The organism is Myxococcus sp. AS-1-15 (assembly GCF_020037055.1).
Classification (GTDB): Bacteria; Myxococcota; Myxococcia; order Myxococcales; family Myxococcaceae; genus Myxococcus; species Myxococcus fulvus.
Genome location: NZ_JAIQDF010000003.1, coordinates 589229 through 610501 on the forward strand (window position 1 = coordinate 589229; position 21273 = coordinate 610501).

13 protein-coding genes are annotated in these 21273 nt (G+C 68.3%); 6 read left to right on the top strand and 7 right to left on the bottom strand.

Annotated elements, in window-relative coordinates; genetic code table 11:
• Positions 1–10: 10 nt before the first annotated feature.
• The 3 genes from K8625_RS11880 to K8625_RS11890 form a co-directional block, all read right to left on the bottom strand.
• The gene (locus K8625_RS11880) at positions 11–1990 is read right to left on the bottom strand and encodes a PAS domain S-box protein (RefSeq protein ID WP_223750657.1); all 1980 of its coding nucleotides are present in this window, start codon (positions 1988–1990) and stop codon (positions 11–13) included.
• Positions 1991–2112: 122 nt separating this feature from the next.
• Complete coding sequence (locus tag K8625_RS11885; RefSeq protein ID WP_255653666.1) at positions 2113–9279, bottom strand: HAMP domain-containing protein; 7167 nt, start codon at positions 9277–9279, stop codon at positions 2113–2115.
• A 420-nt stretch (positions 9280–9699) separates the two neighbouring features.
• Positions 9700–10590 (bottom strand): hypothetical protein, encoded by an 891-nt coding sequence (locus K8625_RS11890; RefSeq protein ID WP_223750655.1) that lies wholly within the window; start codon positions 10588–10590, stop codon positions 9700–9702.
• Positions 10591–10763: 173 nt separating this feature from the next.
• Here K8625_RS11890 and K8625_RS11895 point away from each other — a divergent pair, with 173 nt between their 5' ends.
• From K8625_RS11895 to K8625_RS11905, 3 genes are all read left to right on the top strand, one after another.
• The gene (locus K8625_RS11895) at positions 10764–13205 is read left to right on the top strand and encodes a TonB-dependent receptor (protein WP_223782772.1); all 2442 of its coding nucleotides are present in this window, start codon (positions 10764–10766) and stop codon (positions 13203–13205) included.
• Between the two features lie 50 nt (positions 13206–13255).
• Positions 13256–14035, top strand: a complete 780-nt coding sequence (locus K8625_RS11900; RefSeq protein WP_223782773.1) for a hypothetical protein — start codon at positions 13256–13258, stop codon at positions 14033–14035.
• 83 nt (positions 14036–14118) lie between these two features.
• Complete coding sequence (locus K8625_RS11905) at positions 14119–15024, top strand: hypothetical protein (protein WP_223782774.1); 906 nt, start codon at positions 14119–14121, stop codon at positions 15022–15024.
• Positions 15025–15171: 147 nt separating this feature from the next.
• On the opposite strand, the gene K8625_RS11910 is transcribed toward K8625_RS11905, so the two are convergent.
• Genes K8625_RS11910 through K8625_RS43735 form a run of 3 tightly spaced genes read right to left on the bottom strand, consistent with a single transcriptional unit; the run spans position 15172 to position 16598 of the window.
• Positions 15172–15468: a cyclic-phosphate processing receiver domain-containing protein gene (locus K8625_RS11910; protein WP_223782775.1), complete on the bottom strand. Its 297-nt coding sequence runs from the start codon at positions 15466–15468 to the stop codon at positions 15172–15174.
• Between the two features lie 18 nt (positions 15469–15486).
• Positions 15487–15720 (bottom strand): hypothetical protein, encoded by a 234-nt coding sequence (locus K8625_RS11915; protein ID WP_141330261.1) that lies wholly within the window; start codon positions 15718–15720, stop codon positions 15487–15489.
• Positions 15721–15752: 32 nt separating this feature from the next.
• A complete protein-coding gene (locus tag K8625_RS43735; RefSeq protein ID WP_223750650.1) occupies positions 15753–16598 on the bottom strand; it encodes a 2-oxo acid dehydrogenase subunit E2 in 846 nt (281 codons plus the stop codon).
• A gap of 113 nt (positions 16599–16711) precedes the next feature.
• On the opposite strand from K8625_RS43735, the gene K8625_RS11930 reads away from it, so the two are divergent.
• Positions 16712–17641, top strand: a complete 930-nt coding sequence (locus K8625_RS11930) for a DUF1684 domain-containing protein (RefSeq protein WP_223782776.1) — start codon at positions 16712–16714, stop codon at positions 17639–17641.
• Between the two features lie 194 nt (positions 17642–17835).
• On the top strand, positions 17836–19137 hold the full coding sequence (gene yjjJ, locus K8625_RS11935; RefSeq protein ID WP_223782777.1) for a type II toxin-antitoxin system HipA family toxin YjjJ: 1302 nt from the start codon (positions 17836–17838) through the stop codon (positions 19135–19137).
• A 141-nt stretch (positions 19138–19278) separates the two neighbouring features.
• On the opposite strand, the gene K8625_RS11940 is transcribed toward yjjJ, so the two are convergent.
• Positions 19279–19860 carry a type 1 glutamine amidotransferase domain-containing protein gene (locus K8625_RS11940; RefSeq protein ID WP_223782778.1) on the bottom strand — a complete coding sequence of 194 codons (582 nt, stop codon included), beginning with the start codon at positions 19858–19860 and terminating at the stop codon, positions 19279–19281.
• 211 nt (positions 19861–20071) lie between these two features.
• Between K8625_RS11940 and K8625_RS11945 the strand changes: the two genes are divergently transcribed.
• A complete protein-coding gene (locus K8625_RS11945; protein WP_223782779.1) occupies positions 20072–21238 on the top strand; it encodes a sorbosone dehydrogenase family protein in 1167 nt (388 codons plus the stop codon).
• Positions 21239–21273: the final 35 nt, after the last annotated feature.

The window sequence follows — 21273 nt, forward strand, 5'->3', positions numbered from 1 at the left end:
GCGCCCCTCGTCAGCTCGCCGTGCGCGGGCCCGGCTGCGTGTGGTGCACGCCCGGCACTTCCGTCTCGCGCGGCAGCCACACGTTGAAGGTGGAGCCCTGTCCCGGCACGCCCGGGGACTCCACCCAGATGCGGCCGCCGTGCTGCTCGACGATGCCCTGGCTGATGGTGAGCCCCAGGCCCAGTCCGCCGTACTTGCTGCCGTGCGCGCGGCCGAAGCGCTCGAAGATGAGCGCCTGCTTGTCCTTGGGAATCCCCACGCCGCTGTCCTTCACGGACAGGTGCACGCCCTCGCTCCCCTCCCCCGTCAGCCGCACCAGCACCGCCCCGCCCTCCGGCGAGTAACGGATGGCGTTGGACAAGAGGTTCGTCAGCACCTGGTCCAACCGCCCGCGGTCCCAGATGCCCTCCAGGTTCTCCGGCGTCTCCACCTGGATTTCATGCCCCTGCGACAACACCGCCATCCGGTCGCGCGTCTCGTGCACCAGCTGGCTGAAGTCGAACCGCTCCAGCTCCAGCGACAGCCTTCCTGCCTGCAGCCGGCTGATGTCCAGCAGGTCCTCGACCAGCTTCGCCATCCGGTCAATCTGACGGTTGATGATTTTCAGCGACTTGCCCGGCCCCGCCTCCGTCTCGCCCCCCAGCTTCAGGAGCGCCAGGTGCGCGTGCCCCTTGGCCGCCGCCAGCGGCGTGCGCAGCTCGTGGCTCGCCGCCGCCAGGAACGCGTCCTTCGCCTCGCTCGCCAGCCGCAGCGCCGTCTCCGCGCGCTGCCGCTCGGTGATGTCGCGCGCCACGGAGATGAACCGCCCGGGCCCCTCCGCCGCCGACACGAACTGGAGCACCACCTCCACCGGCACCTCGCTGCCATCCCGCCGCCGGTGCGTCGTGGAGTACGTCTGGCTGGGCAGCGTCCCACTCACCAGCGGCGCCAGCAGCTTGCGGAAGCCCGCCTCGTCGAACGCCCCCTCCACCTCCAGCACCGACAGCCCCACCAGCTCATCCGTGGTGCTCGCCAGCTGCTTCGCCGCGCCCGCGTTCGCGTACGTCAACGTCAGCGAGTCCGGCGAGAACATCAGGACGCAGTCCAGCGTCGCGTCCAGCGTCATCTTGAAGCGCCCCAGCGCCTCCTCGGCGCGGCGCTTGTCGTCGATGTCCGTGGCCACCGCAATCCATCCCACCACGTGGCCCGTCTCGTCCCGCTCCGGCACCGCGCGCGCCAGGTGCCAGCGATACACACCGTCGAACCGGCGCAGGCGGAACTCGCGCTCCACCCGCTGACTGGAGCGGATGGCCGTCTCCCACGCCTGCCGCATCTCCTCGCGGTCCACCGGGTGCACGAACTCCAGGAAGGTGCTCAAGGACAGCGGCTGCTCCTCGTGGATGCCCGTGTAGTCACGCCCCGCGCGGTTCGCGTACGTGAACGAGCCGTCCGCGCGCGCCGCCCACATCACCTCCGGCAGCGACTCGGTGAGCCGCCGGTAGCGCAGCTCGCTCTGGCGCTCCATCGCCTCGCGCTCGCGCTGACGCAGCAAGGCCGCCTGCCGCTGGATTTGCTGCTCCTTGAGGAACAGGTCCACGAAGACGCTGACCTTCGAGCGGAGGATTTCCGGGTCGAAGGGCTTGAGCAGGTAGTCCACCGCGCCGTGCGCGTAGCCCTTGAAGATGTGGGCCGCGTCGCGGCTGAGCGCGGTGAGGAAGATGATGGGGATGGTGCGGGTGCGCTCGCGCTGCTTGATGAGCGTGGCCGTCTGGAAGCCATCCAGCCCCGGCATCTGCACGTCCATCAGGATGACGGCGAAGTCGCGCTGCAGGAGGAACTTGAGCGCCTCCTCGCCGCTCGTCGCCTTGACGAGCTCCTGCCCCAACGGCTCGAGGATGGCCTCCAGCGCCAGCAGGTTGGACGGGTGGTCGTCCACCATCAAGATGCTCGCCCTGGAACGGGTGCTGCTGTCCTGCGGGCGTTCGGCGGAGATGTGTTCGCTAGGCGTCATTGAAATAGGAGCAAGGTATGCCCCGACCGTTTACTGGCCGGACAGGCTAGGCGCGGCCTCCGCCGGTCAAAAGCCCGGCAAAGACGAGTCGTGCGCTAGCCATCAATCGGACCCTCTCTTCGTCATGCCGATACCCACAGACGGATGAGCTCCAGAAGCTTGTCCGTATCCACCGGCTTGGGCAGGTAGTCGCTGGCCCCTGCGGCCATGCACTTCTCCCGGTCGTCCTTCAGCGCCTTGGCCGTCACGGCGATGATGGGGAGGCTGGCGTACCGGAGGTCCTTGCGGATGGCCCGCATGGTCTCGTACCCGTCCATCTCCGGCATCATCACGTCCATCAGGACGACATCCACGTCGCGGTGCTGCTCGAGCGTCTCGATGGCCGCCCGCCCGTTCTCCGCGAAGACCACCTGCATGCCGTGGTTCTCCAGCACGCTGGTGAGGGCGAAGATGTTGCGCATGTCGTCATCGACGACGAGCACCTTCTTGCCAACAAGCTCGGACTCCTCCTCGTTGCGCTGGGCCAGCGCCGCCCGCGCCCGGGGAGGCAGATTCTGGTCCAGCCGGTGCAGGAACAGCGCGGTGTCGCTGAGCAACTGTTCGGGACTCTTCGTTCCGCTCTTGAGGATGACACTGCCGGTGTAGCGGCGCAGGCGGGCCTCGTCCTTGGGCGTGAGCTCCTTGCCCGTGTAGATGACGATGGGCAAATCCCGGAAGCGCTGCTGGGTCTTGACCTCCTCCACCAGCTTGATGCCGTCCATGTCGGGCAGCAGCAGGTCGATGACCAGGCAGTCGTACTCACCCTCCTCCAGCTTCTGGAGGACCTCCTGGCCGGTGGCCACGGCCGTGACGACGACGTCACCTCCCTCGGCGAGCAGGCTGACCAGGCTGCTGCGCTGGACGTCGTCGTCCTCGACGAGCAGCAGCCGGCGCTCCTTGCGCTCCAGGAAGCGCGCCAGCTGGTTGAACACCCGCTCCAGCCCTTCCTTGCTGACGGGCTTGGTGAGGTAGCCGAACGCGCCCTGGGCGTTGCCCAGGTGCTTGTCCATGACGCTGATGATGTGGACGGGGATGTGGCGCGTGCGCGGGTTGCGCTTGAGCCTGTCGAGCACGCTCCAGCCGTCCACCACGGGCAGCTGGATGTCGAGCGTCACCGCGTGCGGCTGGAACTCGTTGGCCATGGACAGGCCGGTGTCGCCGCGGGTGGCGACCAGGGCCTTGAAGCCCTTCTCACGCGCCAGCTGCACCATGATGCGGGCGAACTTCAGGTCGTCCTCGATGATGAGCAGGACGCGGTCACCCTCGCGGATGTGGTCGCGGTCATCCTCCACCGCGAGCGGCGGCAGGAGCGAGTCCACCGGGGGCGGCAGCGCGGCGTCCAGCACGTGGCCGCTCTCCGCCACGGCGGGAGGCACCGGCGCCGGCGCGGGAGGCAGCGGGGCCTCCGGCACCACGTTGCTGCCGCGGGGCATCAGGGGCTCGAGCGGCGCGGGCATGGCGGGCAGGGCCGGCAGGCCGTCGTCGTCGGGGCCCACGTACTCGGGCGGCAGGTACAGCGTGAAGGTGCTGCCCTTGCGCGGCTCGCTGCTGACGTGGATTTCGCCGCCCAGGAGCTTGGCGATTTCGCGGCTGATGGACAGGCCCAGGCCCGTGCCGCCGTACTTGCGGGCGGTGGAGCCGTCCGCCTGCTGGAAGGCCTCGAAGATGAGGCGCTGCTTGTCCTTGGCGATGCCGATGCCCGTGTCCGACACCGCGAAGGCGATGACGTAGCGCGAGCGCTTGAGCACCTCGTGCTCCAGCCGCGCGCCGGGCTCGGCCAGCTTCACGGTGAGCTTCACGCTGCCTTCGTCGGTGAACTTGAAGGCGTTGGAGAGCAGGTTCTTGAGCACCTGCTGCAGCCGCTGCGGGTCGGTGCGGATGGCGCGCGGGGTGCCCTGCGCGACCTCCACGGTGAAGGCCAGGTTCTTCTGCTCGGCCACCGGGCGGAAGCCGCGGTCGATGAACTGGTTGAGCTCCGTGAGGACGATGTCCCGGGGCTCCACCTGCATCTTGCCGGCCTCCACCTTGGACAGGTCGAGGATTTCGTTGATGAGGCTGAGCAGGTCTCCGCCGGACGCGTAGATGGTGTTGGCGTACTCCACCTGCTTGGTGGAGAGGTTGCCGTCCTTGTTGTCCGACAGGAGCTTGGCCAGGATGAGCAGGCTGTTGAGCGGCGTGCGCAGCTCGTGGCTCATGTTGGCCAGGAACTCGCTCTTGTACTTGGAGATGACGGTGAGCTGCTCGGCCTTCTCCTCCAGGCTGACGCGGGCGCGCTCGACCTCGTTGTTCTTCTCCTCGACGCGGCGGTTCTGCTCCTCGAGCAGCTTCGCCTTCTCCTCCAGCTCGCTGTTGCTGCGCTTGAGCGCGTCCTGCTGCTGGGTGAGCTCGCGCGACTGGCTCTGCAGCTCCTGAGTGAGCCCCTGCGACTGCTGCAGGAGCTGCTCGGTGCGCATGTTCGCCATGATCATGTTCAGGACCACGCCGATGCTCTCGGTGAGCTGGTCCAGGAAGATTTGATGGATGGCGCTGAAGGTGTGGAACGAGGCCAGCTCGATGACCGCCTTCACCTCGCCCTCGAAGAGCACGGGCAGGACGATGATGTTGAGCGGGGCGGACTCACCCAGGCCGGAGGAGATGGTGATGTAGTCCGGCGGGACGTGGGTGAGGAGGATGGTCTTGCGCTCCAGGGCGCACTGACCGACGAGCCCCTCGCCCAGACGGAAGCGGTTGGCGATGTGCTTGCGCTCCCGGTAGGCGTAGGTGCTGGTCAGCTTGAGCACCGGCGTCCCGGAGTCGGTGTCCATCAGGAAGAACGCGCCGTGGTGGGCGGAGACCAGCGGCGTCAGCTCGCTCATGATGAGGCGGCTGACGGCGTCCAGGCTCTTCTGGCCCTGCATCATGCCGCTGAACTTCGCCAGGTTCGTCTTGAGCCAGTCCTGCTCCTGGTTCTTCTGCGTGGTCTCACGCAGGTTGACGATCATCTGGTTGATGTTGTCCTTCAGCGCGGCGACCTCGCCCTCGGCGACGACGGTGATGCTGCGGGTGAGGTCACCCTTCGTCACCGCGGTGGCCACGTCGGAGATGGCGCGCAGCTGGCTGGTCAGCGTCCCGGCGAGCTGGTTCACGTTGTCGGTCAGCTGCCGCCACGTGCCGCGAGCGCCGGGCACGCGGGCCTGGCCGCCCAGCTTTCCTTCGATACCGACCTCGCGGGCCACGGTGGACACCTGCTCGGCGAAGGTGCCCAGCGTGTCCGTCATGTTGTTGATGGTGTCCGCGAGCGCGGCCACCTCGCCCTTCGCGTCGACGATGAGCTTCTGGGTGAGGTCACCGTTGGCCACCGCCGTCACCACGCGCACGATGCCGCGCACCTGCGTGGTGAGGTTGGAGGCCATGAAGTTCACGTTGTCCGTGAGGTCCTTCCACGTGCCGGCCACACCGGGCACGCGGGCCTGGCCGCCCAGCTTCCCCTCGACACCGACCTCGCGGGCCACGGTGGACACCTGCTCGGCGAAGGTGCCCAGCGTGTCCGTCATGTTGTTGATGGTCTCCGCGAGCGCGGCGACCTCGCCCTTCGCCTCGACCACCAGCTTCTGCTTGAGGTCGCCGTTGGCGACGGCCGTCACGACCTTGACGATGCCGCGCACCTGCGTGGTGAGGTTGCGGGCCATGAAGTTCACGTTGTCCGTGAGGTCCTTCCAGACGCCGGACACCCCGCGCACTTCCGCCTGACCGCCCAGCTTTCCTTCGGTGCCGACCTCGCGCGCCACGCGCGTCACTTCCGAGGCGAACGAGTTGAGCTGGTCCACCATGATGTTGATGGTGTCCTTCAGCTCGAGGATCTCACCCTTGGCGTCGACGGTGATCTTCTTGGACAGGTCTCCGTTGGCCACCGCGGTGGTCACCAGCGCGATGTTTCGCACCTGCGCGGTGAGGTTGGAGGCCATCGAGTTCACGTTGTCGGTGAGGTCCTTCCACGTGCCGGCGACCCCGGGCACCGCGGCCTGACCACCGAGCTTGCCGTCCGTGCCGACCTCCTTGGCGACGCGGGTCACCTCGGCGGCGAACGCGCGGAGCTGGTCCACCATCGTGTTGATGGTGCTCTTGAGCTCGAGGATCTCACCCCGGGCCTCGACGGAGATCTTCTGCGACAGGTCGCCATTCGCGACCGCCGTCGTGACCTTGGCGATGTTTCGCACCTGGTCGGTGAGGTTGCCGGCCAGCACGTTCACGTTGTCGGTGAGGTCCTTCCACACGCCGGCGACCCCGGGCACCGCGGCCTGACCACCCAGCTTGCCCTCGGTGCCGACCTCCTTGGCGACGCGAGTCACTTCCGACGCGAAGCCCCGGAGCTGGTCCACCATCGTGTTGATGGTGTTCTTGAGCTCCAGCACCTCGCCCTTCACGGAGACGGTGATCTTCTGGGACAGGTCGCCATTGGCGACGGCCGTCGTGACCTTGGCGATGTTTCGCACCTGGTCGGTGAGGTTGCCGGCGAGGACGTTCACGTTGTCGGTGAGGTCCTTCCACACGCCGGACACGCCCTTCACGTCGGCCTGTCCGCCCAGCTTTCCTTCGGTGCCGACCTCCTTGGCGACGCGGGTCACCTCGGCGGCGAACGCGCGGAGCTGGTCCACCATCGTGTTGATGGTGCTCTTGAGCTCCAGCACCTCGCCCTTCGCGTCGACGGTGATCTTCTTGGACAGGTCGCCATTGGCGACCGCCGTCGTCACCTCGGCGATGTTTCGCACCTGGGCCGTGAGGTTGTTGGCCAGCAGGTTCACGTTGTTGGTGAGGTCCTTCCACGTGCCCGCGACGCCCGGCACCTCGGCCTGGGCGCCCAGCTTGCCTTCCACGCCCACCGTGCGGGCGACGTCCGTCACCTGCTGCGCGAAGATGGACAGGGTCTGCGTCATCGCGTTGATGGTGTCCGCGAGCGCGGCGATCTCACCCTTCGCGTCCATCATCAGCTTCTGGGTGAGGTCACCGTTGGCGACCGCCGTCACCACGCGCACGATACCGCGCACCTGGCTGGTGAGGTTGGACGCCATGAAGTTCACGTTGTCGGTGAGGTCCTTCCAGACGCCGGACACCCCGCGCACCTCGGCCTGACCGCCCAGCTTCCCTTCGGTGCCGACTTCCTTGGCGACGCGGGTCACCTCGGACGCGAAGCCTCGGAGCTGGTCCACCATCGTGTTGATGGTGCTCTTGAGCTCCAGCACCTCGCCCTTGGCGTCGACGGTGATCTTCTTGGACAGGTCACCATTGGCGACGGCCGTGGTGACTTCGGCGATGTTGCGGACCTGGTCGGTGAGGTTGTTCGCGAGCAGGTTCACGTTGTTGGTGAGGTCCTTCCACGTGCCCGCGACGCCCGGCACCACGGCCTGGGCGCCCAGCTTGCCTTCCACGCCCACCGTGCGCGCGACGTCCGTCACCTGCTGCGCGAAGATGGACAGTGTCTGCGTCATCGCGTTGATGGTGTCGGCCAGCTCGGCGACCTCGCCCTTGGCCTCCATCTTCAGCCGCTGCGTGAGGTCACCGTTGGCGACCGCCGTCACGACCTTGGCGATGCCGCGCACCTGGGTCGTGAGGTTCACGGCCATCACGTTCACGTTGTCGGTGAGGTCCTTCCAGGTGCCGGAGACGCCCTTCACCTCGGCCTGACCGCCCAGCTTGCCGTGGGTGCCGACCTCGCGAGCCACGCGCGTCACCTCGGAGGCGAACGAGTTGAGCTGGTCCACCATCGTGTTGATGGTGTTCTTGAGCTCCAGAATCTCGCCGCGCGCGTCCACGGTGATCTTCTTGGACAGGTCGCCGTTGGCCACCGACGTCGTCACCAGGGCGATGTTGCGCACCTGGGTGGTGAGGTTGGAGGCCATCGAGTTCACGTTGTCGGTGAGGTCCTTCCACACGCCGGCAACGCCCTTCACGTCGGCCTGACCGCCCAGCTTGCCGTCGGTGCCCACCTCGCGAGCGACACGCGTCACCTCGGAGGCGAAGGCGCGCAGCTGGTCCACCATCGTATTGATGGTGTCCTTGAGCTCCATCACCTCGCCCTTCACGTCCACGGTGATCTTCTTGGAGAGGTCACCCTTGGCGACGGCCGTCGTCACGTCGGCGATGTTGCGCACCTGGGCCGTGAGGTTGTTGGCCATCAGGTTCACGTTGTCGGTGAGGTCCTTCCACGTGCCGGCGGCGCCGGGCACCTGGGCCTGGGCGCCCAGCTTGCCCTCGACGCCCACCGTGCGCGCCACGCTCGTCACCTGCTGCGCGAAGACGTTGAGCGTGTCCGTCATGTTGTTGAGCGTGGAGCCCAGCGCGGCGATTTCGCCCTGCGACGGCACCATCAGCTTCTGGGTGAGGTCGCCGTTGGCGACCGCCGTCACCACCTTCACGATGCCGCGCACCTGCGTCGTGAGGTTGGACGCCATGAAGTTCACGTTGTCGGTGAGGTCCTTCCACGTGCCGGAGACACCGGGCACCGCGGCCTGACCGCCCAGCTTTCCTTCCGTGCCCACCTCGCGCGCCACGCGCGTCACTTCGGAGGCGAAGCCATTGAGCTGGTCCACCATCGTGTTGATGGTGCTCTTGAGCTCGAGCACCTCGCCGCGCGCGTCCACCGTGATCTTCTTCGACAGGTCGCCGTTGGCGACGGCGGTGGACACCTCGGCGATGTTTCGCACCTGGGCCGTGAGGTTGTTGGCCATCAGGTTCACGTTGTCGGTGAGGTCCTTCCAGACGCCGGAGACGCCCTTCACCTCGGCCTGACCGCCCAGCTTGCCGTCGCTGCCGACCTCGCGCGCGACGCGCGTCACCTCGGCGGCGAACGAGTTGAGCTGGTCGAGCATCGCGTTCACGGTGGTGCCGATGCGCAGGAACTCGCCCTTCACCGGCTGGCCGTCGATTTCCAGGGCCATCTTCTGGGTGAGGTCGCCCTCGGCCACGGCCACCAGCACGCGCGCGACTTCCGTGGTCGGCTGCACCAGGTCGCCGATGAGCGCGTTGATGGAGTTGATGCTCGTGGCCCAGTCGCCGCGCCCGTCGCCCAAGGACACGCGCTCGGCCATGCGGCCCTCGCGGCCGACGACTCGCGCCACGCGCACCATCTCGTGCGTCATGGCGGAGTTGAGGGTCACCACCGCGTTGAAGGCGCGGGAGATGTCGTCCATCACCGGCACGGAGGTGAAGTCCGGCAGGCGCACGGAGAAGTCGCCGCCTTGCACGGCCCGCAGCGCGGCGAGCAGCGTCTGCATGGGGTCATCCCCGCGGATGCGCGCGCCCGGCGTCCTCGCGCCGCCGCCTCGGCCGCCCGTCTGTCTGCCGCCGTCCTCGGCGGCACGGCCGCGCGTGCGCTCGGACTCGACGCGGTTGGCCGCGAGCTGCGGGCTGGACGCCGCTTCGCTCCGGGGCTTGCGCGTCGAGGCGCGCTTCCTGCCATTGCCGTTGGAGCTGGGAACCTTGGTGTCGTCCACGAGGAGAACCCTTCTGATCGGGATGAACGCCGCGAGCCGAGACCTCGCAGCGGACGGGCAGGAGCGAATCTCCTGTGAGTTCGCGGGCTTGTCGAATCAAAGCCCCGGTCCTCCAGGTGATTTGTCGCTTACTGAACTTCGAGCCCGGGCGATGGATACCGCGCGTGAAACATGCGGAACCCACAGCCTCTGTCCAACATGTCAGGGCGGCGGCGCCGTGCAGGGAAAACCGTCGCAGCCCTGGACATAAAGCGGCCGACCGGAGAGCCGGCGAGCAGGGGCCAACGCGCGGCCCTCGGGCACGGGAGTCCGCTCCCCCGTCCGCACATCGAGCGAGAACGACGGCGCCCCGGTCGGGGAACAGCCGATCATCAACTGCTCGGGTGCGTCCAGCCACCACATCGTTTCCACCTGACAGGGGACATCGAGGGGGCGGTGGGAGAGGGAGCGGGTGTCGTAGACGCGGAGGTGTCCGTCGGAGAGCACGGCGGCCAGCACGCCGCCGGCGCCCACGGAGAGCCGGGCGGTGGAGGCGGGGACCTGGGTCTGCGCGAGCACGGAGCCGTTGGAGGAGACGGAGACGAGCTGCCCCGAGGCATCGAGGGCGAGCATGCCGTGCGCGTGTCCGGCGAGGGCGATGGGCTGGAAGTCGCCCATGGGGACGAGGGTGGCGCCGTCCTCGCGCAGGAGGCGGTTTCCGGCGGAGAGCCACAGGTGGTTGTCCGCGTCGAAGGCGATGGCGAGCGCGCCGGTGAGGTCATGGCGCGTGGTGGCGTTGGCGGGGCCGCAGGTGGCGACGGAGTGGGCGCCGAAGACGGCGGCGCGGGAGGCATCGGGCGAGACGGCCCAGCCGAGCCGGGCCTCGGGGTGGGCCTTGAAGAGACAGTGGTTGAGGGCGCCGAAGTTCGGGTCCGTCGTGGGGGAGGACACGAGGTAGGGCAGGCTGGTGGTGGCGACGTAGAGGAGCAGGCCCAGGGAGACGGCGGAGGCGAGGGTCAGGGGCCAGGGCCTGAGGCTGCGCGCGCGGGTGTTCCTGGCGGGAGCACGCGCGTTCTTCCTTCCCGTGGTCACCGCGCTCTCGCGTCCGCTCAAGGTGACTCCTCGCTACCTCGCGCCGCCCGGCCCTACGCATAGCGCCCGGCCTGTCTCCAGGCCACTCCCCCCGAGGTGCATTCCAGCACATCACGGAATCGGCATGGATGCTCGCCTGCTTCGTGAGGGAACCATGAGGAAGCGCGCGAGAGCTGCGTGGAATCTTCACGCGGGTGAAGAACCTGACTGTGTCTCAGCTCGCGCGGGTGTGCGGTGTCGTCGGAGTCCTGGTGGGGGTGGCCTGGGCGCCCACGACGCGCGCAGAGGAGGCCACGGACGTCATCGTGGGCAAGGTGGTGGACGCGGTGAGCCAGTTGCCCGTGCCGGACGTGGTGGTGACGGCCATGACGGCGGAGCTTCCCGAGGAGAACACTGTCGTGACGGATGTGGAGGGCACGTACCGTATTCCGTCGGTGCCCCCAGGGACCTATACCCTTCTCTTCGAGCATGAGCTGTACATCCCCTTGCGTCGAACCGAGGTCCGCAAGCTCGCGGGGCAAGAACTCCGGGTCGATGTCCTGCTCGAGCAGGGGTCACCCGACGAATGGGAGGACATACTCTACTGCGGCCCTACCGTTGCCGACGACTCCAGTTCGAGCGTGTCGACGGACCTCTCAACCGACCTTGGCTTCAGCGCGTTGGCACAGCGCCCATTGGCGGGACGGCGAGCCATGCGCACCCTGGAGGGTTTCCTCCTCCTGGCATCGAACATGGTGGAGACACGCCAGGGCAGCACGCTGCTGGGCACGAGCCCCTGGGAGAATGAGTACCTCCTGGATGGCCTGTCCACGCGGGATGCCGTAACGGGGCGCAACGCACTCCCACTGAGCCTGGAGTTCCTCCAGGACGCGACCGTGTTCACCCATGGCCTCAGGGCGCAGCAGGGAGGCGCGACAGGTGTCATCGTCGAACAGAACTCCAGCTCCGGCTCCAACGACCTCAGAGGACACGCCTTCATTGAGTGGGTCCCTGGCGTGCTGGCGGAGAGTGGTCACGTCAACACGAGGCTCGGGGAGCCCTCCGTGCGACGCGCCGTCCTCAATCAAGGCGCGTTCGGAGTGACGCTCCATGGCCCCGTCGCCAAGGACAAATTGTGGTTCTTCATGGGGGTGGTCCCCGCCCTCGCACGAGTGGAACAGACCCCAACCGAGCACGCTGGCGGGAGCCGGTCGTTCATCGACCACCGCGAGGTCCAGGCCTTGGGAAGATTGACCTACCTCCTCAACTACGACCACAACCTCTCCTTGATTGCGGTAACCGCCCCCTCCCTCTCTCGATGGCAGACCGTCGAATCGGCGTCAGGAGAAGTGGACCGCGACACTTCGCGGGTGGCGCTTGACTACAACGGCGCGTTCTTCGAGAAGCGGCTGCTGCTGGATGCCCATGCAGGCTGGCTGGGACAGCGCGTGACCACGAGCCCCCCACGTGAGCATCGACCGGCTGAAGAGACTGGCTCGGTCTGCGGCGGCTCTGTCGACGACTGGCCCATGGACTGCGACGTCGGCGACCAGGCGACACACCGATATCAGGCCTCAGCCCGGGCGATGTACTCCGGCGAGATATGGGGACTGCTCCATATTCCGCAGATGGGCGTCTCGGTCGAGCGGGGCATCCATCGTTGGGAGCGAAATACCCTGGTGGCGACACCACTCCCTGAGACCCACAGCGGGTTCGTGAGCGCCTATCTCCAGGACACCTGGAGCCCCTCTGACTGGCTCACCTTCAATACCGGGCTCCGGTACGACGCCCAGTCGGTCGGAGGTCGGATTCACGGGGGAGACGTGGCGTCACACACGCTGTCGCCGCGCCTTGGCGTCACGATGTCGTCCTCGACCGTGTCCCGGGGACAGCAGCAACTGCGCATCTTCGCGAACTACGCGAGGTATCACGGACGTGTCCTGCTCAGCCTGCTGCGCCCCCACCAGGACACCGAGGGGGTGGTGACGAACGTCCGGCTGGCCCCCTCACTGACACCTCCCGCCACCACGGAGTGGGTGACTGGCGTCGAGTTCGCTCCCGAGTTCATCACTTCCGCGAGCATTGTCTATGCACGTCGCATACGGACCGCGGGACTCCAGCTCATCCAGGACCTCGAGCGTGGTGACCTCCTGCTCGTCAATCCCGGACGCGGCCTGGGCGCGGAGTTCCCCGCACCTCGGAGCAGACACGACTCGGTGACGTTCGAGGTGGATCGAAACTTTCATGACAGCTGGTCGATGTTGCTCGCCTACACGTGGTCACGGCTCCAAGGAGCGACCCTCGAGGAACAGCGCGGCATTTTGAATCGGCCGCATGTACTGAAGCTCTCCGGCAGCCGGACGTTCAATCCGCGTAACGGAAGCTGGGGGGTATCCGTGGGTGCCTCGTACGTTGGCATTGCTGGGGCACGCATTGGAACCACCGAGCAACACGAGCCGTGGATGCATACCGTGGATGCACGACTGGCTGTCCGCTACAACGTGGAGCGGAGGCAGGCCATCGAGTTCCACCTCGACGTCCTCAACGTCTTCGACTCCCAGGACGACGACTCGCTCGCCTCGGACCGTGAAGTCGCCATCCTCCCCGCGTACCAGACGCCCCGACAGGTACGGCTCGGGGCACGGTACGCGTTCTGAGCCCGGGGTGCGGGCTCGAGTTGGTCCACGTGTTGCACAGCGGGCCGGCCATGCGTCGCATCCTCCCCGCGCGGACCCTCCTGTGGCTGCTGAGCCTCATCCTCGTGGCGCCGCTGGCCACGGTGGAGTGTGTCTACCGGTACGCGCTCGCGCGGCTACCGGAGCTTCCTCCATCGCCCACCCAAGGGCTCACGCCGTCCGCGCGTCAGCGGGTGACATGGTGGCGGGACCTGGACTCCTCCACGCGGCACGTCCAGCCGATCTGGTCCTGGACCGTGGTCCACGGCCTCCTGGACTTCACGCTCTCCCGACATGCGTGTGAGGACGAATCCCTGCCCGAGGGCTTCGAGCATGCGCTGGATGCGGCGAGCCGTTGGCTCAACGTCCTGAATGCACGCGCAACGGTCCCGCTCCGAGAGCTCGACCGGGTCGCCCTGGCCATCTGGCTCACGCGCCACTGGGACGAGGTCGACTGGCGGGTCGCCGCCATCGAGTCACGGTGGCACGCGTCGAGCGTGAGGCGCGGCGTCCCCGTGTTCCTCGCGCGAAGCTGGACCCAGCTCCCCGTCGAGGACCTCGCGTTGCTCATGGCACTGGGGCAACTCTCCTGGCGCGTGGACCCCTGGTGCGAGCGGGAACAACTCCATGCGGTCCGTGATGCGCTGCTGTGGACGCTGCATGACCGCGAGGGGCTCGATGAGCCGGCGCTGGCGACGGCCCTCCGCGCACCGCTGTTCCTCACGGTGCGCCCCATCGACTGGGGAACTTGTGGACAACCCGCGCTGACACGGGTCCTGGAGTCTCGGGTCACCACGCCGCTCCCCGAGTAGCCACGGGGCCGAGCCCTCCGTGAGGCTCGCTTGTCGCTGGCCGTCCTCGCCTCAAGTTTGAGCACGAGGAAAGGACCCCACCCATGCGACGAGCGCTCTGCACCGCGACCCTGACGTTCAGCTTCCTCTTGTCTCCTGTCGCCCTCGCCCAATCAGCGGGCAGCGGAGCGGGCGCAGGGACGTCCTCTCCATCCCAGTCGGGCGTCGGCGCCAACCAGGCACCTGGCACCTATCCGTCCGGGACCTTCTCCGTCGTTCCCTATGGGTCCACGGGCGCTGAAGACATCTCCAGCACGACCACCACCACGCAGGCGACCGGTGGCTCTGGCAACACCTCGAACACCAACGCTGGCGGCACGGACACAGGCAACAATGCGTCGGATGCGCGCGGAACGGGCGGCTCTGGCAACAAGGACTCCGTGCCCGCCGGTCGCCCCGAGCCCACGCGCCAGGGCACCGAGCCGCGAGATGCGGCGGGCGATGCACGAGGCGGCAGCGCGGAGGCAGCCGCGTCCGGAGAGGACCTGAGCCAGAGAGACCTGACCCGAGAGGTCGCCATGCTTCGCAACGATGTCCTGCGACTCCAGCGACAGGTCAACGCGCTCCGAGGCGGACATGCCAATGACGATGACTCAGGGAAGCAGCAGGACGGCACGGGAGGCTCGGGCCCAGCGAGCGCGCCTCGACAGGACGCCTCCGCCAATGACACCGGCGACGTGAACGCCGACCCCGAGAAGACCATCGTCGCGAACGTCGTCATGCGCGGACAGGTGACCTCGGCCACCCAGGACCGGATTGTCATCAAGGACTCGGAGACCGGGGACCTCTACGACCTGCGCGTCGGCGAGAACACCCGCATCGTCCGCAACGGGCAGCGCATCTCGACGCAGGGCCTGCGACAGGGCACCGCCGTCCAGGCCGCCTACAACCTCATCGCGGATGGCACCTCCGACGCGACCCGAATCCAGGTGACACCGCGCTCGCGCTGATTCCCGGCGGAGGCGCTCACGTCAGGCCCCGGCGCAAGCACCTCTCGCTCACGCGCGAACCATGAGCTGGGTCCGCGTCCTGCCCGCGCGGGCGCCTCGGCGCGCGGCCTGCGCGCCTCGTGTCGCCAGCTCATGTGCGAAGGAGCTTCACCGCTCGCGCGCGAACCGCTCGATGCGCACAATCGCCAGCTCCATCTTCTGGCGCGCCGAGCTGTTCGCCGAGTGCACGCGGACTCGCGGAGGAACGAAGCCTCGCGTGGCCACCGCTTCCTCCAGCCACAGCAGCACGTCATACCCGGTGCCGTGCTCGTCATCCCCGAGGTCATGGTCGAGGCTGAGCTCGACCACCTGTCCTCCCTCGAGCAACGCGATGGCCTCTTCCGGCCAACGGACGGCCACCCAGCCCTCGGGCGTGGGCCGCTCGTCATCCAGATACACTCTCACCGCGTCACCCCAGGCGAGTCAGCGTCCGCCGTCCTTCGACGACTTGCCCTCGGCGAGCTGACGCATCTTCGCGGCGAAGGGGCTCTCCCCCTCTACCCGGTTGGGACCGCCCGCCAGCCGCTGCCGCCGAGCCATCGCCAGACCTCCCTCCGCGGGGCCCTCGAGGGCCTCCTTCTCGTAGCGGTCCTGCCCTCCGAGCGCGCGTCCCACGGGGCGAGCGGAAGCAACACGGCGGTTCGTATCCACGGGCATGACCAGACCTCCAGCGGTGACGACGCCCCGTTCTACCCCACCTGCGTCCCGCTCGCAGCCCCCAGGGTCTCCTCGGGCGACTCCAGCACCTCCCCGACATGCCGGAGCACCCGCGCCACCACCTCCACATCCAGCGCCCGCGCATCCCACGTACACGTCAGCGTCATCACCTTCCCCGGCACCAGCTCCCCCGCCTCCACCACCGGCTCGGTCCGCACGGAGCAAGGCGCCAGCACCAACGGCACCCGCGTGTACGGCACGGTCGCCACGTAGCCCCGTTCGAGCCCCAGCGTGCCCAGGCTCGTCACCACCACCGAGCCGAACGGGTCTCTCGGCATCCCCACCCAGCGCAGGTCCACGTTCAGCGTGAACCACACGAAGGACAACAGCCGCAGCGCCCACCCCATGAACATCCCCGGGATGCGATACGAGCGGCGCTTGCCCCGCTCGATGACCGCGTCCTCCCGCGAGCGCACCCGCCCCACCACGCCCTCCATCGCCCGCACGAAGTCCGCGAGCGACAGCGTGTCCGCGCGGTGCACCGTGGCCGTCGTCAGGTCCACGCGCCCCGACGGCTCGGGCTGCACCACGAGCACGCACACGCCCACGTCGACGCGCGGAGACGGACTGCCCCAGCGCATGAGCACGTTGGCCTCGGGGTACAGCCGCAGCGCGTCCGCGGCGGCCTTGGCCACCAGGTGTGTCACGGTGAGCCGCTGCCCCGTCCGCTCGCGCCACGCCTCCAGGAACACGAGCGCGCGCTCCATGCGCACCTCGAGTGCGGCATAGGACGTCGGGTCCCGAGGCGCGCCCCAGGCCCCCAGGGCGAGCTTGCGGAAGGCCCCAGGAGGCGGCGCCGGCTTCAGGTCGAGGTCCACGAAGAGCCCGGGCTTCGCATGGAGTCCAACGCTCCTGCAACCCCACCCTGCGCGGCGGAGGGCACCCTGTTAGACAGGTCGTCCGCAGCCAGCCCTCCACCGAGGCCCCCGACATGACGCCCATCGCCCTGGCCCTGTCCCTCGCCCTTCACGCCGCGCCGGCCCCCAAGGCCGCGCCCCCGAAACCCGCCGCCCCCGCCAAGAACGTGTCCGCCCCCACGACGCCCGAAGACATCACCGCCGCCACCCGCACGTGGCACGAGCAGCGCCTCCAGCGACTCCAGTCCGAGGACGGCTGGCTGTCCCTCGTGGGTCTGTTCTGGCTGGAGGAGGGCTCGCAGACCGCCGGCTCCGCGCCGGAGAACAAGCTGGACTTCCCGGACGGCACGCCGCCGAAGCTCGGCACCTTCACGCGCAAGGGGAAGGAGGTCTCCTTCCAGCCCGAGAAGGGCGTGCAGTTCACGCGCAACGGCGAGCCCTTCACCGGCGGCGCGTTGAAGACGGACGAGCAGGGCTCGCCGGATGTGCTGAAGCTCGGCAGCCTCAACTTCCACGTCATCCAGCGCGGCGACAAGGTGGGCGTGCGGGTGAAGGACTCGCAGTCGCCCGCGCGCACGGGGTTCCACGGCATCCCCACGTACCCCGCGAGCAACGCCTGGCGCGTCACCGCGCGCTTCGAGCCCGCCGAGACGCCGCGCATGCTCCAGGTCCCCAACGTGCTGGGCACCACGGAGGAGATGAAGGCCCCGGGCACGCTCGTCTTCACGGTGGCGGGCAAGGAGTACCGCCTGACGCCGGTGGAGGACGGCTCCAACCAGCTCTTCGTCATCTTCGCGGACGAGACCAACCGCGACGCCACCTACGGCGCGGGCCGCTTCCTGTACGCGGACATGCCGAAGGACGGGCAGGTGGTGCTCGACTTCAACCGCGCCTACAACCCGCCCTGCGCGTTCACCCGCTTCGCCACCTGCCCCCTGCCCCCGCGCGGCAACCGCCTGGCCCTCCGCGTGGAGGCCGGTGAGAAGCGCTACGGCGACCACTGAGCCACGGACGAAAATCGACTCATCCCACGGGCCGGCTCCGCATCCATCGCGGGCCGGCCCGTTCATTCTCCATCGTGATTCCAAAGAGATGGAAGCCTCAGAACGCGGCGCGCGCGCGTCCTGTGTTCTGCTCACGAATCGAATCACTCTTCTGCTCACGGAGGAGGACTTCGGGAGTATGCGGAGGCACGGGCATGGCCACGGTGGAACAGCTTCTCGCGGCGCTCGGCCGTCGCGGCGATGCGCAGGCGAGCGAGCTCGCCACGTGGCTCCAGGTCTCTCGGCCCACGGTGACACGCTTGCTCGCGGCCGCGGGAGACCGGCTGTGCCGCATGGGGAAAGGCCCCGCGACGCGCTATGCGCGGACACGCTCACTGCCTTCACTCGGCACGCGGCTGAGCCTCCATCGCATCGACGAGACAGGTACCATCCATCGGGACGGAGAGCTCCACCTGCTCGCGGAGGGACGTCACTGGCTCGAACGCGTGAGGGGAGAATCCGAGCTGTTCGAGGGACTGCCACCCTTCGCGGCGGACATGAGTCCCCAGGGCTACATCGGTCGGACCTTCTCCCTGCGATGTCCCGAGCTCGCCCTGCCCCAGCGTGTGACGGACTGGACCGATGATGACTGTCTGGTCGCGCTCGCGCTGCGAGGCGAGGACTGCGTCGGAGATTTCATCCTCGGCGATGAATCACTCGACCGGTATCTCGCGACGCCCGATACACACGCCACTCCCGACGACTATCCCCGGCTCGCTCGAGCCTCGGGACAGGGACATCCTGGCTCCTCCGTGGGAGGCGAGCATCTCAAGTTCGCGACGCGCGTGAAGGACCGGCACGTCATCGTGAAGTTCGCGGGCAATGACGAAGGCGCGGCAGTGTCCCGATGGAAGGACCTGCTCGTCACCGAGCACCTCGCGCTCGAAGCCATCCGTGACGCGGGGCACGCGGCGGCGTCGACACGCTGGTTCGATGCGGAGGGCTATCGCTTCCTCGAGGTCGAGCGCTTCGACCGCGTCGGCCTCCGTGGCAGACGCGGCCTGCTCTCACTCGGCGCCATCGACAATGAGTACCTCGGCGTGCGCGGCACCTGGACCCAGGCCACGCTGAAGCTGTGCGAGGCCCGCTTCATCTCCGAGGAGGACGCACGCCAGGCGCGGTGGCTCGACGTCTTCGGCCAACTCATTGGCAACACCGACCGACACTTCGGCAACCTCGCCTTCTTCACGGAAGGACCGAAGCGGTTCCGGCTCGCACCCGCGTACGACATGCTGCCGATGATGTTCGCGCCCGTGGGCACGAACCTCGTCGAGCGCGAGTACACACCCCAGCCTCCCAACGCGACCACGCTGGACGTCTGGCCTGACGCCGCCCGTCGGGCCCTCGCCTACTGGGAGCGACTCACCCAGGAACTCACGCTCAGCGCCCACTTCCGCGAGCGCTGCGCGGCCTGTGCCGAGTCGTTGCGAGCATTCATGCAACAGCAGCCCGTTTGAACGAGGGCACTGCGTCTTCTCTCGCGGGAGCGCACCGACATGCGCGGCAGCATGAGGGGAGCGCTGCTCCCGCGTTGTCTTCGCGGGAGCTCGCCCATGAGCATGCAGCCCTGGAGAGGACCGATACGAGAGTGCCCCTGCTCAGTGCATCGTCGGAGGCTGCTCCGACACGGCCTCGGGCGCGAGCGGGGCCTTCAGTGGCTGCGCAATCCCGTGCTCCACCTGACGCAGCAGCGCCTCGCTGAACGCCAGCAGGTCCCCCGGGTTGCGCGAGGTGATGATGTTGCCGTCCTCCACCACCTCCCGGTCCACCCAGCGCGCGCCCGCGTTGATGAGGTCCGTCCTCAACGACGGCCACGAGGTGAGCGTCCGCCCATCCGCGATGTCCGCCTCCACGAACATCCACGGCGCATGGCAGATGGCCGCCAGCGGCTTGTCCGCCCGGAAGAAGTCCCGCACGAAGCCCACCATGTCGATGTCCATGCGCAGGTGGTCCGGCGAATAACCGCCAGGAATCACCAGCGCGTCGAACTCCCGCGAGGACACGTTCCTCACGGCCTTCTCCGGCGTGATGACCTCCTCCCCCTTCTTCCCCTTCACCGGCTCGCCAGCCTCCAGGCCGATGATGACCGCCTCGTGCCCCGCCTGCTTCACGCGGTCATAGGGCACACGAAACTCCGCATCCTCGAAGTCGTCGGCGAGGATGAACGCGATGCGCGCCATAGGACGTCTCCTTGCTTCACCTGGGTGGGTTGTCCCGTGCGCTGAAGGTGCCCACGCGCCCCACCGCGAAAAAGGAGTGATCGCAGCCCCAGCCCGTCCGCCTGCCCGCCCTGCCCTCAGGGACCCTCTCACCCGATGAACCGTCCACCCCTCCGCACCCGAGCACCCTCGGCGCTGGCGTGAGCGCTCACCGCCGGACATTAATCGCCCCATGCGCGTCTCTCGCCTGCTCGCCCCGAGCCTCGTCGTGCTCGCCCTGTCGGCCTCCGCCTGCCGCAAGAGCCAGTCCCAGGGCACCGCCAACTCCCAGGACTGCGTGCGCGTCGCCGACGACTGGGGCCCGGATGGCACCGTCCCCATCACCGTGGACGTCGTCGCCGAGGGACTCGAAGTCCCGTGGGGCATCGCCTGGCTGCCCGGCGGTGACGCGCTCGTCACCGAGCGCCCCGGCCGCATCCGCCTGCTCAAGGCCGGCACCCTCCAACCCCAACCCGTGGCCACCGTGCGCATCACCCGCGCCGCGGAGGGCGGACTGCTCGGCATCGCCGCGCACCCGGACTTCACCACGAACCGCCAGTTCTACGTCTACGTCACCACCGACGCCGGCGGACAGGACGAGAACCGCATCGAGCGGTGGACGCTCTCCGAGGACCACACCACCGCCACCTTCGACCGCGTCGTCTTCGGAAACATCCCCTCCGCCACGTACCACGACGGCGGACGCCTGCGCTTCGGCCCGGACGGCATGCTCTACGCGGGCACCGGCGACGCCCGCTCACCCGACCGCTCCCAGGATGTGAACGACCCCGCCGGCAAGCTCCTGCGCCTCACCCCCGACGGCCAGGTGCCCCAGGACAACCCCTTCCCCCACTCGCCTGCCTTCCTCACCGGCCTGCGCAACCTCCAGGGCTGGGACTGGAAGGATGCCACCACGCTGTACGTCACCGACCACGGCCCGAGCGGCGAGACGATGCGCCGAGGACATGACGAGGTCAGCCTCGCGCGCCCCGGCGGCAACCTGGGCTGGCCCGGCATCTACTCGTGCGAGGTGCACGAAGGCTGGGTGACGCCGTCGCTCACCTTCGCGGACGCCATGCCTCCCGGCGGCGCCGCGCTCTACACCGGCACCGCCATCCCCGAGTGGACGGGCTCGCTGCTCATCGGAACGTTGGGCTCAAAGCACCTGCACCGGGTGGAGTTCGACCAGGGCAACCCCGCCCGGGTGGCCCGGCACGAGGTGTACCTGCGCGACACGCATGGCCGGCTGCGGGAGGTGAGCATGGGGCCGGACGGCCACCTGTACGTCACCACCAGCAACTGCGACGGCCGAGGCGACTGCGGGCCTCGCAAGGACCTCATCCTGCGCTTGCGGCGTTGACGCACGGGGGCCTTACGGGCGCTCGCGCGTTCTGG

What these genes read in the sequence shown, in the direction of transcription:
- K8625_RS11945 (WP_223782779.1), top strand. Translation starts at nt 20,072, where the DNA reads ATGCGCGTCTCTCGCCTGCTCGCCCCGAGCCTCGTCGTGCTCGCCCTG.
- K8625_RS11905 (WP_223782774.1), top strand. Translation starts at nt 14,119, where the DNA reads ATGCGACGAGCGCTCTGCACCGCGACCCTGACGTTCAGCTTCCTCTTG.
- K8625_RS11880 (WP_223750657.1), bottom strand. Translation starts at nt 1,990, where the DNA reads ATGACGCCTAGCGAACACATCTCCGCCGAACGCCCGCAGGACAGCAGC.
- yjjJ (WP_223782777.1), top strand. Translation starts at nt 17,836, where the DNA reads ATGGCCACGGTGGAACAGCTTCTCGCGGCGCTCGGCCGTCGCGGCGAT.
- K8625_RS11915 (WP_141330261.1), bottom strand. Translation starts at nt 15,720, where the DNA reads ATGCCCGTGGATACGAACCGCCGTGTTGCTTCCGCTCGCCCCGTGGGA.
- K8625_RS11900 (WP_223782773.1), top strand. Translation starts at nt 13,256, where the DNA reads ATGCGTCGCATCCTCCCCGCGCGGACCCTCCTGTGGCTGCTGAGCCTC.
- K8625_RS11940 (WP_223782778.1), bottom strand. Translation starts at nt 19,860, where the DNA reads ATGGCGCGCATCGCGTTCATCCTCGCCGACGACTTCGAGGATGCGGAG.
- K8625_RS11885 (WP_255653666.1), bottom strand. Translation starts at nt 9,279, where the DNA reads ATGCAGACGCTGCTCGCCGCGCTGCGGGCCGTGCAAGGCGGCGACTTC.
- K8625_RS11930 (WP_223782776.1), top strand. Translation starts at nt 16,712, where the DNA reads ATGACGCCCATCGCCCTGGCCCTGTCCCTCGCCCTTCACGCCGCGCCG.